The 13,688-nt window shown below is 71.7% G+C and carries 10 protein-coding genes; 5 read left to right on the top strand and 5 right to left on the bottom strand.

Going from position 1 to position 13,688, the window contains the following annotated elements:
• Positions 1-96: 96 nt before the first annotated feature.
• Positions 97-2,454, top strand: coding sequence for a bifunctional metallophosphatase/5'-nucleotidase (locus DB033_RS11175; RefSeq protein WP_205843759.1), 2,358 nt, complete (start codon positions 97-99; stop codon positions 2,452-2,454).
• Positions 2,455-2,545: 91 nt separating this feature from the next.
• On the opposite strand, the gene DB033_RS11170 is transcribed toward DB033_RS11175, so the two are convergent.
• Positions 2,546-3,883 carry a glycoside hydrolase family 1 protein gene (locus tag DB033_RS11170; protein WP_205843758.1) on the bottom strand — a complete coding sequence of 446 codons (1,338 nt, stop codon included), beginning with the start codon at positions 3,881-3,883 and terminating at the stop codon, positions 2,546-2,548.
• Between the two features lie 304 nt (positions 3,884-4,187).
• Here DB033_RS11170 and DB033_RS11165 point away from each other — a divergent pair, with 304 nt between their 5' ends.
• Positions 4,188-4,727 carry a hypothetical protein gene (locus DB033_RS11165; RefSeq protein ID WP_157970639.1) on the top strand — a complete coding sequence of 180 codons (540 nt, stop codon included), beginning with the start codon at positions 4,188-4,190 and terminating at the stop codon, positions 4,725-4,727.
• A gap of 18 nt (positions 4,728-4,745) precedes the next feature.
• On the opposite strand, the gene DB033_RS11160 is transcribed toward DB033_RS11165, so the two are convergent.
• Positions 4,746-5,267, bottom strand: coding sequence for a SixA phosphatase family protein (locus DB033_RS11160; RefSeq protein ID WP_111766731.1), 522 nt, complete (start codon positions 5,265-5,267; stop codon positions 4,746-4,748).
• 63 nt (positions 5,268-5,330) lie between these two features.
• On the opposite strand from DB033_RS11160, the gene DB033_RS11155 reads away from it, so the two are divergent.
• Positions 5,331-5,543, top strand: a complete 213-nt coding sequence (locus tag DB033_RS11155) for a hypothetical protein (protein ID WP_111766730.1) — start codon at positions 5,331-5,333, stop codon at positions 5,541-5,543.
• 14 nt (positions 5,544-5,557) lie between these two features.
• On the opposite strand, the gene DB033_RS11150 is transcribed toward DB033_RS11155, so the two are convergent.
• A complete protein-coding gene (locus DB033_RS11150; protein ID WP_240615838.1) occupies positions 5,558-6,706 on the bottom strand; it encodes a potassium channel family protein in 1,149 nt (382 codons plus the stop codon).
• A gap of 610 nt (positions 6,707-7,316) precedes the next feature.
• On the opposite strand from DB033_RS11150, the gene DB033_RS11145 reads away from it, so the two are divergent.
• Positions 7,317-8,555, top strand: coding sequence for a hypothetical protein (locus tag DB033_RS11145; protein ID WP_111766729.1), 1,239 nt, complete (start codon positions 7,317-7,319; stop codon positions 8,553-8,555).
• 526 nt (positions 8,556-9,081) lie between these two features.
• Positions 9,082-10,026 carry a hypothetical protein gene (locus tag DB033_RS11140; protein ID WP_157970638.1) on the top strand — a complete coding sequence of 315 codons (945 nt, stop codon included), beginning with the start codon at positions 9,082-9,084 and terminating at the stop codon, positions 10,024-10,026.
• 1,211 nt (positions 10,027-11,237) lie between these two features.
• Here DB033_RS11140 and DB033_RS11135 read toward each other — a convergent pair.
• Complete coding sequence (locus tag DB033_RS11135) at positions 11,238-12,140, bottom strand: PAC2 family protein (protein ID WP_111766727.1); 903 nt, start codon at positions 12,138-12,140, stop codon at positions 11,238-11,240.
• A gap of 141 nt (positions 12,141-12,281) precedes the next feature.
• Positions 12,282-13,481, bottom strand: coding sequence for an AI-2E family transporter (locus tag DB033_RS11130; RefSeq protein WP_111766726.1), 1,200 nt, complete (start codon positions 13,479-13,481; stop codon positions 12,282-12,284).
• Between the last annotated feature and the right edge of the window lie 207 nt (positions 13,482-13,688).

Below are 13,688 nucleotides of genomic sequence, written 5' to 3'. Positions count from 1 at the left end.
TTCAGACCTCTACGGGCGGTGACTACTCCTGACGAGCGTGTCCCGGTCCGACGTTCCGTACCGCGATCCGGTTCCGACCTAGGGGTAACTGTGGCGTTGACTGACTCTCACCGGTGGCGACGACTGGCAGGCGGAGCGGCGGTCAGCGCGCTGGCGGCCGGCTCGCTCACGGTCGGCGTGACCCTCCCGGCGCACGCGCTGACCCCCACCGTGATCAACCTGCTCAGCATCAACGATTTCCACGGGCGCATCAACGACGCCACCGTGGACTTCGCCGAGACGGTCGAGAAGCTCCGGCAGGACGCGCTCATCGCCAACGACGGCGTGGACAACACCCTGCTCGTCGGCGCCGGGGACCTGATCGGGGCGTCGGACTTCGCGTCCGCGGTCGCGCAGGACCAGCCCACGATCGACGTGATGAACGCCCTCGGGATGGCCACCTCCTCGGTGGGCAACCACGAGTTCGACCAGGGCTTCGCCGACCTGACCGACCGGGTCATCGCCGACGGGACCAACGCGTCCTGGGAGTACTTGGGCGCCAACGTGTACGAGAAGGGCACCACCACCCCGGCACTGCCGGAGTACAGCGTGACCACCGTCAACGGGCTCGAGGTCGCCGTCATCGGCGTCGTCACCCAGGAGACGCCGACGCTGGTGTCCCCGGCCGGCATCGCGACCCTGGACTTCGGTGATCCGGTGGCCGCGATCAACCGGGTGGCCGATCAGCTCACCGACGGCGACCCCGCCAACGGCGAGGCCGACGTGCTCGTCGCCTCGGTCCACGAGGGCGCCCCGGCGGGGGAGAACGCAGGCGCCACCCTGGAGAGCCAGGTCGCGGCCAGCGCGGTCTTCTCGTCCATCGTCAACGGCACCTCGGCCAAGGTGGCGGCCATCCTCAACGGGCACACCCACCAGACCTACGCGTGGGACGGTTCGGTTCCGGGCGGCGACGGCGCGACCCGCCCGATCATCCAGACCGGCAACTACGGCGACAACGTCGGCCAGATCCAGCTGACCGTCGACGCGGACACCAACGCCGTGCTCTCCTACACCGTCGGCAACGTGGCCGCCCAGGAGGACGTCACCTTCGACCCCGAGCTCGGCACGCCCGCCTCGATCGGCGAGATCACCGGCATCGTCGACGCCGCCCTGGCCTATGCCGAGGAGGTCGGCAGCCAGCCGGTCGGTTCGGTCACCGCCGACATCACCACCGCCTTCAGCGGCGGCACGTACGGTCCCGACGGCTACGGCGGTGAGGCCGCCACCCGGGACAACCGTGGCGCGGAGTCGTCGCTGGGCAACCTGGTGGCCGACGCCCTGCTCGACTCGATGTCGTCGGAGGAGCGCGGCGCCGCCGAGATCTCGCTGGTCAACCCGGGAGGGCTGCGGGCGGAGCTGCTCCGCGGCGACGACGGGGTCATCACCTACGCCGAGGCCAACGCGGTGCTGCCGTTCGTGAACAACCTGTTCACCACCGACCTCACCGGCACCCAGCTCCTCGCCGTGCTCGAGCAGCAGTGGCAGACGGTCGTCAACGCCGAGACCGGTGCCGTCGAGGTGCCGTCCCGGCCGTACCTGCAGCTGGGCCTGTCGGACAACATGAGCTACACCTTCGACCCGGATCCCGACGGTGACGGCGTCACGGTCGGCGACCTCGACGACCAGGGCCGGCACATCCGGACGGTGGTGGTGAACGGCGAGCCGGTCACCGCCGACGCCGTGTACCGCGTGGGCTCGTTCTCCTTCCTGCTGCAGGGCGGCGACAACTTCACCGCGTTCGCCGACGGCACCGACACCCGCGACTCCGGTCTCATCGACCGGGACGCGTGGATCGCCTACCTGCAGGCCAACCCCGGGCTGGCCCCGGAGTTCGACAAGCACGCGGTCGCCGTCACCGGGCTGGCCGACCTGCCCGGGCCGGGTGGTACCACCACGCTGACCGTGGGCTCGCTGGATCTGACCAGCCTCGGTGCGCCGGCCAACACCTCGCTGGCGACGCGGCTGCTCGCGCTGCCGGAAGGCGGCGGTGAGCCGGTCGCGACCGATCTCGGATCGGTGCCCGTGCAGGGCGGAGCGGCGACCGTGCCGTTCACCGTCCCCGCCGCCGGCGCCTACTACCTGGAGATGACCGCCGCCCCGTCGAACACCGTCGTCACCGTGCCGATCCTGGTGCTGGGTGAGCAGACGACCCCGCCCTCCACCACGACGACGCCGACCACCGCGACGAGCACCACCGCGACCAGCACTAGCACGACGGCACCGGTGGCCGCGACCACGACGAAGAGCACCGCGAAACCGACGACGAAGCCGGGCAAGGGCCAGCTGGCCAGCACCGGCATCTCGGACGAGGACACCACCACGGCGACGCTGCTCGCCACCCTCCTCATCGCCCTCGGAGCCGGGCTCGTCATCGCCGGTCGTCGTCGGGAGCTGCCGGGCCGCCACCAGGGCTGACCGCGGCCGACCCCCCGAACGGGGTCGTTCCTCCGGCCGGGCGTGCACGTCGCGCCCGGCCGGAGGTGTGTCCGGAGTACGGCCGCCCGGGTCAGGCGGTGCGGTGGCCGGCGAGCAGGTCCCGGTACACACCGAAGCTGCGCTTGGGCGTCCGCGCCCGTGTCACCGGGTCCACCGAGACCAGCCCGAACCGTCGCCCGAGCCCCTCGGCGAACTCCCAACCGTCCAGCAGCGACCAGTGGAAGTAGCCACCCACGTCGGCGCCTGCGTCCACCGCGTCGGCCACCGCGGACAGGTGCGACACCAGGTAGCGGGCCCGGTGCCCGTCGTCGTCGCCCCCGGTGTCCTGGGTGCCGTTCTCGGTGACCCACAACGGCGGCAGTTCCGGGTGATCGCGGGTCAGCGTCAGCAGCGTGCCGGTCAGGGCGGCCGGGTCGGCGGGCCAGCCGAACGCGTCGACGGGCACGTCCGGTGGCGGCTCGGTGATGGCGAAGGGGATTGTGCGGTTCTCCGGCTCGGCCGCGATCCACTGCGGGTGGTAGTAGTTCACGCCGTAGAAGTCCAGCGGGGCGGCGATGGCGGCGCGGTCGGCGTCGGTCGGGTCGAACTCCTCGGCTCCGCCGAGGCCCGCCAACCGCTCGGGCCAGCCGAGTCCGAGCAGCGGGTCGGTGAACACGTGGTTGTGCAGCGCGTCGTAGAGGGCCGCTGCCGTGATGTCGGTCTCCTCCGGTCCGGCGGGGCGCACGTCGGTGTGGGCGTTGGCGATGCCGACCAGGCGGGCGCCCCCGGCCCGCAGCGCCTGCACGGCACGCCCGTGACCCACCAGTTGGTGCTGCGCGCCGATCAGGGCACCACCGAGCAGCGTGAGCCCCGGAGCCTCGATACCGACCCCGTAGCCCAGTGCCGTGTGGATGAACGGCGCGTTCATCGTCACCCACGCATCGACCCGGTCGCCGAGCGCCGCCACCGCATCGGTGGCGTGATCGGCGAAGATCTCCGCCGTGTCGGAGACGAGCCACCCACCCGCCTCCATCGCGGTCAACGGCATGTCGTAGTGCGTCAACGTCACCACCGGCCGGATGCCGGCGGCGACCAGCGCGTCGACGAGCCGCTGGTAGAACGACATGGCGGGGCGGCCGGGGGCGTCCTCCCCGAGCGCGGACCAGGACAACGACAGACGGTAGGAGTCGACACCGAGGTCGGCCAGCAGGCCTACGTCGGAGCTCCAGTGGGTGAAATGGTCGGGACCCTCCCGGGGACCCGAGCCGTCGGTCACCCGACCCGGAGCGGCGGCGAAGACGTCCCAGATCGAGACACCGTCAGCGGCGGGTTCACGGGACTCCACACACGTGGCGGCGGTGCTCACACCGAAGCGGAAGCCGCCCGGTCGTGCGTCGAGTCGGCGGCGGAGGGGTACGTGGCTCACCATCCGTTCCATTGTGCGGTGTGGTCACGCTCACCCGGGGTGGGGAGTCGTCACTACGCAGGTAAACGATGTAATGTACGAAAATCACCTCCGAACGGGTGATTCCAGCTTTTCCGGTCCATCAAACAACGGCGGACCTCACGGCGGAATCTGTCGCACTGAACGCGTGCGACGCGAAGGGCAGTACACGGTGGAACAGGCTCTCAGCCCCCTCCCGGACACCAACACCCAACCGGGTTCCCGTGCCATCTCCGACACCAGCGACAGCATCCGACGCGCCGCGGTGGACCTCCTCAATGAGGGCGGGATGTCGCACGCCACGATCCCCAACATCAGCGCCGCCGCCGGTCTCCGGGACGGTGAGTTCGCGGAGTACTACGCCTCGGTGGACGCGGTCTTCCTCGACGTCGCCGGGTCGCTGGTGTCGACCCACACCGAGAAGATCGACGCGACGATGCTGCGCCGACGCTCGCTGACCGAGTCGATGAAGCTGGCGCTGTACGCCTTCTGGGACGTGGTCGAGAAGCGCGTCGACGACCACCGCGCCACCAAGTACGTCACCCTCGCCGGCCTGCGGACGCAGAACCCGGGCGAGGAGAGCCGCTCGCTGTACGACGACTTCCTCGCCTTCGCCGAGAACTGGCTCAACGAGGTCGAGCGGATCCACAGCATCACCTGGGAGCTGCCGGTCCGGCAGCTGGCCCGGCTGATGCTGGCCACCCTGGACGGTCTGGTGCTTGACTACGTGGTCACCCGGGACAGTGCCGGCGCCCGCAAGCTGCTCGAGGTGCTGGCCTACCACATGGCCCAGCACGGACGACGGGTCGCGAAGAACTACCCGCACTGACCATCCGGCCGGCCGGGCTCAGTCCCGGCCGGCTCCGCGGGCGACGTGGAACGCGACCAGCGTCGCGTCGCCCGGCCCCAGGGTGCTCCAGGCGTCGACGGTGAGGACCGCCATCCCGGACGTCGGGAAGTGGGCGGCCACCTGCTCGGCCGCCGCCGGGTCGGTGGTCCGTCCGGTGAGCCGGTGCGCGAGACCGGGCATCCCGGGGGAGTGACCGACGACCAGCAGGGTCCGGACGCCGTCGCCGGTGCGCTGGATCTCGGCCAGTACCTCGCCGGGAGACGCCTCGTAGATCTCGTCCGCGTACCGGACGTCCGCCGTGATGCCGGTGGCCGCGAGCGTCTGCCGGGTCCGCAGGGACGACGAGCACAGCACCGCGTCGACGGGCGGTTGGTGTTCCCGCAACCAGCGCCCCGCGGCGGCCGCGTCGATCTCACCGCGGTCGGCCAACGGCCGGTCCACGTCCCTGGTGCCGCCGGGATAGTCGGCCTTTCCGTGGCGCAACAGGATGAGTGTGCGCGGCGCGCCGGTGGTGCTCATGACGTGCTCCTCATTTCCCGGAAACGCTCCTCGGTAGTCGCGTGGCTACTTATAGTCACCATCATGACCGTCTCCCCGTCCTTCCGCATCTCGCCCGCGACGCGCCTCGCCGTCGCCGCCGTCCTCGTCATCACGGCGGTGTACTCGTTGCTCGATCCCACCGACGTCGTGGACCTGGTGGCGAATCTGTTCGTGGCCGCCGTCGGCCTGCTGATGGCCCTGGAGGGCATCCACCAGCTCCGGGCCGCCCGGGCCGGGGTCTCCGTCCTGCGCTGACCGCGGGCCGCCGCTCAGTCGACCCACTCCGAGTCGGCCCCGCGGCGCTTGTCGGGGCCCACCCGGGGATGCCGGGCGTCCGGTGCCGCGCGGACCCGGTTCATCGACGTGTGGGGCGTCTCGCTGGACGTGATCACCACGATCTGGTCGCCGGGCTGGAAGACGCGGACCCCGCCGGAGTCGAAACGGTGCGACATGCCGTTGCGGATCACGGTGAGCACGATCTCGCCCTGCGCGGTGAGCCGGGCCGGCGACAGCCCGACCTCGGCGGGGGTGATCTCGCGCTCCTTGATCTGCAGACCGGCGACCGGTTCCAGCAGGTCCTCGATGAGCTCGCCAGCGCCCGGCGCCTGGATCGACAGCCCGAGCAACCGGCCCGCGGACTCCGCGGTCGGGATGACCACGTCGGCGCCGGACTGCCGCAGGACCGGGATGTTCTGCTCCTCCCGGGCCGCGGCGGCGATGGTCGCGTCCGGGGCCAGCCGGCGCGCGGTCAACGTCACCAGCACGGAGACGTCGTCACGGTCGGTGGCGACGATGACCTTGTGCGCGTGCTGGACCTCGGCCCGGCGCAACACCTCCTCCCGGCGGGCGTCGCCGAGGATGCCGGCGCAGCCGTCGGAGGTGGCCGCCTTGATGTTGGTGCCGTTGGTGTCGACGACGACGATCTTGGCGGGGTCGTGCCCCTGGTCCTTGAGGGCCGCCACTGCCGAGCGGCCCTTCATGCCGTAGCCGATGACGACGGTGTGCTTCTTCACCCGTCTCCTCCAGAGCGCGTAGCGGAACTGCTGTCGGCTGCGTTCGGTGAGGACCTCGATCGTCGTGCCGATGAGCACGATGAGGAAGAGGAACCGGAGCGGGGTGACGAGCAGGATGTTGGTCAGACGGGCGGACTCCGACACGGGCGTGATGTCGCCGTAGCCGGTGGTGGAGAGCGTGACGGTGGCGTAGTAGAGCGCGTCCAGCCACGAGTCGAGCTGGTCGTCGAGGTCGCGGTACCCGGCCCGCTCGGAGTACACCACGGTCGCGGTGACGAACAGGCACGCCGCCGCGATGAGGATGCGGACCAGGATCGCGCGGACCGGCCCGCGGACGCGCTCGGGCAGCATGATGCGCGCGGCCTCGTCCTGCGCCTGCATGCGGGGGAACTTGTCTCGGGCCACGACCGTCACCCTACGACCCGGTCGTGGCGGGTCGGCGCCGCCGGGCGCGCGCGGTGCCGGAGCCGGGGGTCCGGGGTGGTCGCCGGAGGGTGCGGCAGCGGATCGGTCGGGGGTGAGACGCCCGTTCCCGGGACCCTGGAGGTGGTGTGGTCGCCGATCGGTGCGGTAGCGGAACGGCCGGGGGGTGGGACGTCCGTTCTCCTGGCCGGGGGTCGTCCGGTGTGGTCGCGGATCGGTCGGGGGCGGGTCGTCCGTTCCCGGGGCCGGGGGGGTGGTGTGGTCGCCGATCGGTGCGGTAGCGGATCGGCCGGGGGCGGGTCGTCCGTTCTCCTGACCGGGGGTCGTCCGGTGTGGGTGCGGACCGGTGCGGTGGCGGATCGGTCGGGGGCGGGTCGTCCGTTCCCGGGACCGGGGATGGTGTGGTCGCCGATCGGTGCGGTGGTGATCGGCTGCGGGCGGGTCGTCCGTTCCCCGGACCGCGGACCCCGATCGATGGGAGGATCGCCGTCAGGAACGGGCGGCCCAGCGCCCGTCGTGTGCGCGCCCACCGCCGGGTCGCCGACCCGGGTGGGTCGTCGGTCCGGAGGGCGCCCGAAGGAGGAACCCCACCGTGCGACGACTCGGCGCCATCGCCACCGTTCTGGCCATCCTCACGACCTCACTGGTGGGCGGGTGGTCGCCGGTGCAGGCGTTCGCGGCCTCCCAGGACATCGGCGAGTTCCACCTCACCGCCCCGACCCGCATCGTCGACACCCGGATCAACCTCGGTCACACCGGACCGTTGGCGTCCAACGAGGCGGCGGTGATCGACCCGAGGGTGGTCGCACCGGACCTGTTCCTGGCCAACGCCTACGTCGTCAACGTCACCGTGGTGGACCCGAGCGCCCCGGGCAACATCGAACTGGCCCCGTGGGCCGGTCCGAACGCGGGCCCGTCGAAGTCGTCCGCGGTGAACTTCGTCGCCGGCCGCACGGTGGCCAACCTGGCGACCGCGTGGACGGATCTGCGCGACATGCGGCTCGCCGTCGTCAACCGCAGCGTCGGTGCCACGCAGGTGGTGGTGGACGTGCTGGGCTACTACAGCTTCGGGACGTCGGAGGTCAGCCCGGGCATGATGGCGCCCCGCACGACGGCGTCGTTCGGCCGGGTGCTCGACACCCGGCGGAGCGGCAGCGTGCCGGCCAACGGGTCGGTGACGGTGGCGGTCGCCGGCATCGCCGACGCCAACCTCGGCACCGCGCTGGCCAACGTCACGGTGGTGGACGCGAGGGCTCCGGGGCACGTCACCGCCGACGCGCAGGACCGCACGTCGGTGGTCAACTACACGACCGGCGACACCGTGGCCAACCTCGCCTACCTGCCCATCCAGAACGGCCGGACGGTGACGCTGTACAACCGGAGCACCGGCCCCATCGACCTCGTCGTCGACATCGCGGGCGAGTTCTACGCCAACAACGCGCCGCGCGAGGCCGGGGTGCCGCTCTACGACGGCCGGTTCGTGTCGGTGCCGACGGCGCGGCTGGTCGACACCCGCATCAACCTGGGCGCGCCCGGTCCGGTGGCCTCCGACGGGTCGTTCCGGGTGCAGCCGACCGGGCTGCCGGCGAACGCCACCGCCGTGGTCGTCAACCTCACCACGACCGAGGCCACCGCTCCCGGGTCGGTGGTCGCGTGGGCGACCGGGACCCGCGAGCCGTCGACGTCCAACGTCAACGTCGCGGTGGGCCGGTCGGTGGCGAACCTGGCCATCGTGCCGCTGGGGGCGGACCGGTCGATCACGGTGCTGAGTCACAACGTCGGACGGGTCCAGCTCATCGTGGACGTCGCCGGCTACTACGTCGGAGCCTGACGCGCGGCGCCCCAGAACGGGACGGGACGAGGGCGCGCGACGCGTCCGGTCCGGAGGTGGCGGCGCGTGGATCTGCCGCACGGATGTGGGTCTGCCGAGCCTGCAGGGTGGGCACCGCCGGATTCGGTGGGCAGATCGGCGGACCTGAGCTGGGACGGAGTGGCGTCCGGCGCCTGGGCGTTGCCGGGTCAGCCCGTCGTGACGTGTCAGCGGCGTGGATCTGCCGCACGGATGTGGGTGTGCCGAGCCTGCAGGGTGGGCACCGCCGGATCTGGTGGGCAGACCGGCGGGATTTGAGCTCGGTTGTGCCCTCGGTGTGGACGGAGTGCCGTCCGGGGCTTGGGCGTTGCCGGGCCATGGCGTGACGTGTCAGCGGCGTGGATCTGCCGCACGGATGTGGGTCTGCCGAGCCTGCAGGGTGGGCACCACCGGATTCGGTGGGCAGATCGGCGGGACTTGAGCTGGGTTGTGCCTCCCGTGTGGACGGAGGGCTCATGGGCAACCGGGCTCCTGCGACGCTGGCGGCATGGACGCCACCGGCCTTCCCCTGTCCAGCACGCTGTCCCGGGCCGATGCCGCGCGTCGCGGCATGACCGACGACGACCTCCGCAGGCTCGTGGCCGGCCGGGTGCTGACACGGGTCCGGCGCAACGTCTACCTGGCCTCCGCCGCGCACGGTGCCCTGTCCGCCGAGCAACGGCACGCGGTCGCGGTCCGGGCGGCCGTCGCGGCACACAGCGTCGACGCCGTGGTCAGCCACCAGTCCGCGGCGGTGCTCCATGGACTGCCGGTGTGGGGCACGCCGCTGGACGTGGTGCACCTGACCACCCGACGTCGTAATGCCGGTCGTCGTTCGCGTCTGGTGCACGTCCACACCGCGCCTGTCGCCCCCGACGAGCAGTGTCTGATCGAGGGAATCGCAGTCACCACACCGGCGCGCACGGTCTTCGACCTGGCGTGTTCGATCCGGTTCGAGGCGGCGGTCGTGGTGGCCGACGCCGCGCTGCACGCCGGGTCGACCTCGCCCGCGGACCTGTTGGTCCAGGTCGAGCGGGGGCGTGGACGCACCGGGCGTCCCGCCGCCCGCGTGGCCGTCACGTTCGCGGACGGGCGCAGCGAGAGTGTCGGGGAATCCCGGAGCAGGGTGGGGATGCACCTCGCCGGAGTGCCCGCGCCGGACCTGCAGGCGGCGGTGTACCGGCCGGACGGCAGCGTGGCCGGTCGGCCGGACTTCCGGTGGAGCCGGCTGCTCGGCGAGTTCGACGGAGCGGTGAAGTACGGCCGACTGCTGCGGCCCGGTGAAACGGCAGGCGACGCCGTCGTACGCGAGAAGCGTCGTGAGGACGGACTGCGCGACCTCGGATTCGACATGATCCGTTGGGGCTGGGCGGACCTCACCGAACCCGACCGGCTCTACTCCCGCATCCGCGCGGCTGTCGAACGCTCCGGACGACGGGCGGCGTCGGGCTGAAGGTGCCGACCTGTGCGGATCTGTTGCACGAATGCGGGTCTGCCCACCCTGCAGGGTGGGCCTCGCCGGGTTCGTTGGGCACACACGGGCGAGAGTCGAGACGAGCAGCGGGCCGGCGGCTGGCAGGTGAGCGGAGCCGACATCGTGCGGATCCGGCGGCGCGGCGTCGGGACGGAGGTCCACATCTGTGCGGATCTGCCGCACGAATGTGGGTCAGCCGATCCTGCAGGGTGGCACCGCCGCATGCGTTGGGCGTATGGGCGATAGCCAAGGGGCGCAGGCCCGTGAGGCGGGCATCGTGCGGACGCGGACCCGGCGGGGGCGGCGTCAGGCTGAGGCGCCGACCTGTGCGGATCTGCCGCACGAATGTGGGTCTGCCGACCCTGCAGGGTGGGCACCGCCGCATTCGTTGGGGGTATGGGCGAGAGCGAAGAGGCGCAGGCCCGTGAGGCGGGCATCGTGCGGACGCGGACCCGGCGGGGGCAGCGTCAGGCGGGGCACGCCGAGACGACCATGAAGGTGGGTCTGCCCACCCTGCAGGGTGGGCCTCGCCGGATTCGTTGGGCACATGGGCGAGAGCCGAGACGGGGCAAGCATGAGTGGGCGATGCATCGTGCGGGCTCGGAGCCGGCGGGGGCGGCATCGGGCTAAGGTGCCGGCCTTTGCGGATCTGCCGCACGAATGTGGGTCTGCCCATCCTGCAGGGTGGGCCTCGCCGGATTCGTTGGGCACGTGGGCGAGAGCCGAGACGGGGCAGGCAGGTGAGTGGGCGAAGCATCGTGCGGGCGCGGACCCGGCGGGGGCGGCATCGGGCTGAAGTTACCGACCTGTGCGGATCTGCCGCACGAATGCGGGTCTGCCCACGCTGCAGGGTGGGCCTCGTCGGATTCGTTGAGCACGTGGGCGAGAGCCGCGACGGGGCAGGCAGCTGAGCGGGGATGAAACCGTGCGGACCCGGCCGGGGCGACGTCAGGCGTAGGAAGCCGATCTGCCGCAAGAATGCGGGTCTGCCCACCCTGCAGGGTGGGCACGGCCGAGTTCAGTGGGCAGATCTCTCGTCGCGACTGATTCACCTGTCGTGACTGATTGACCTGACTACGGCGCGAAAACCGGGCCACGGCAGGACACGGCACCCGGGTCACAGCGCGACAGGGCCCCCAGGCCGCGTCACAGCGCACCCGGCAGACGCCACAGCGCCGTGCGCGCCGCCGTCAGGAGTTGCGGCGCAGGAACGCCTCGAACTCCGCCCCCAGCTCGTCGGCGGTGGGCAGCGGGGCGTCCTCGGCGAGCAGCCCACGGCCGCGGGCGGCGATGAAGCTGTCGTACTGCTCCTCCAGCGCGTGCACCACCCCGGCGACCTCCTCGGACCCGGCGACCTGCGCGTCGATGTCGTTGCGCACCGACGCCGCGGTCTCGGTCAGCTCGGTGGTCGGCAGCGTCAGGCCGGTCGTCTTGGTCAGCGCGTCCATCAGCTCCAGCGACGCGTCCGGGAACTCCGAACGCGCCAGGTAGTGCGGCACGTGCGCGCTGAAACCGACCGCGTCGCGGCCCTTCTCGCCGAACCGCAGCTCCAGCAGCCCACCGATGTAGCCGGGGACCTGCATCGAGCCGGCCCAGAACGGCCGTTCGCTGACCAGGCCGTCGCGGGTGGCGTGCGCGGTCATCCCGGTCGGCCGGGTGTGCGGCACCCCGAGCGGGATCGCGTTCAGCCCGATGGTCATCCGGACGCCGAACCGGTCGGCGATCTGCCCCACGGCCTCGATGAACCGCTCCCAGTACACGTCCGGCTCCAGGCCGACGAGCAGCAGGAACGGCGTGCCGTCGGCGTCCATCACCTGGAACAGCTTGATCTCGGGCGGGTCGACCGCGGTGAAGCGGTCCTGCTCGAAGGTCAGCACGGGGCGGCGGGCCCGGTAGTCGATCAGCAGGTCGGCGTCGAACGTCGCCAGCGTGAAGTGCTCGCGGGTGGCCAGGATGTTCTCCACAGCCAGCCGGACCGCGGAACCGGCGTCGACGAAGCCCTCCAGGGCGTGCACCAGCACCGGTTCGGCGATGAGCGCGACCCGGTCGTCCTCCAGATGGAGTTCGTACAGGTCGCCGGGCTCGATGGACACGGTGTGCAGATCCTTCGGGTCGAGGGGGTGAACGGAACGGCTCTCTCTGACCAACGCCGGTGGTGGTCGGACCCATTCCCATCAATCATCGCCCATTCCGTGGCGGGGAGGGTGGCCCGGCGCCCGCGTCGCCCGAACGCGTCACCGTCGGTCCAGAGCCGGATAGACCACCTGTTGCACCACGAGCACCACCCCGGCCGCCACCGGCACCGCCACCAGCGCGCCGAACAGGCCCAGCATCGCCCCGCCGATTAGCACCGCCGCGGCGGTCAGCACGGCCGGCACCCGGACCGCCCGGCCGATGATCGGCGGGATCAGCACGTACCCCTCGATGGACTGGTAGACGACGTAGAAACCCAGCGTGGCCAGGCCCACCGGCCACGACACGGTCAGGGACACCAGGGCGACGCCGATCCCGCCGAGCGTCGCCCCCACCACCGGGATCAGATCGGTCAGGGCCACGAACGCGGCCAGCAGCAACGGGTAGGGAACGTCGAAGATCAGCAGCCAGACGAACGTCACCAGACCCGCCACGGCGGAGATGGCCAGGTTGCCGAGGACGTACGCGCCGACCTTGACGAAGATCTGGTCACCGATGAGGATCGCCCGTGGCCGGCGGCCGGCCGGGAACATCCGGTAGAAGGTGCGGCGAAGCCGTGGCATGTCGCTGAGCAGGTAGGCGGTGAACGCCAGCACCACGACGAGACTGCCGATGCCGCTGAGGATCTTGATCCCCACGCCGAGGACGCCACCGGCCAGCGCGGGCCCGGCCTCCGACAGCAGCCGCTGCACGTTCTGCTGCAGGTCGACCTGTTGGCTCAGCCGGCCGATGACGTCACTGTTGTCCTGGATCCGCCGGATCAGGTCGGGGATGTTGGAGACCAGGTTGCCGATCTGGGCGATCAGCGGCGGCACCGCCAGCGCGAGGAACCCGGCGACCACTCCGAACACCGTCAGCAGCACCGCCGTCACGGCCGCCCCCCGACGCCAGCGGTGGTTGACCAGCCAGGAGACGGCGGGCTCCAGTCCGACCGCCAGGAACAGCGCGAAGGCCAGCAGCACCAGCACCTGCGCCGCGGCCCCGATCAGCTGCAACACCCCATAGGTGAGGACGACACCCACCGTGCCCACCACGGCCACCATGAACGGCGAGCGCCGGTCCACCGGCCGCCCGGGCAGGCCCAGCGGGTGCTCACCCGACAGCATCCGCGCGGCGGCGGCCTCCGCCTCGGCGATCGGCCCCTCCGCCGCGGCGTCGTGGGGCTGGCCGATCAGCCGGTTGTGTCCGGAGGGGGCGACCCCGACAGCGTTCTCGGGGCGACCCTCGTCGTCTGCAGCCATGTCCACTCCCGTGGCCGGCGGCGGCCGGAACGCCGCGGTGTGGCGTGACCGCCCAGCCGGCCGGTGGACCCGCGGGCCCGTGACGGGCGGCTGCGGCCGATCATCGCAGCCGGTCGGGCCGCCGTCGATCCCCGGCGCACACCGCCCGTCGACCGCACCACCCGACCCGGCTCGACAGCGCCGGGAAGGGGGCCCTGCCGCGGGAAG

This window comes from Nakamurella deserti, assembly GCF_003260015.1.
Lineage (GTDB): Bacteria > Actinomycetota > Actinomycetes > Mycobacteriales > Nakamurellaceae > Nakamurella > Nakamurella deserti.
Note: the sequence above shows the minus strand (reverse complement) of the source record. Positions and strands in the feature narration are given on the sequence as shown.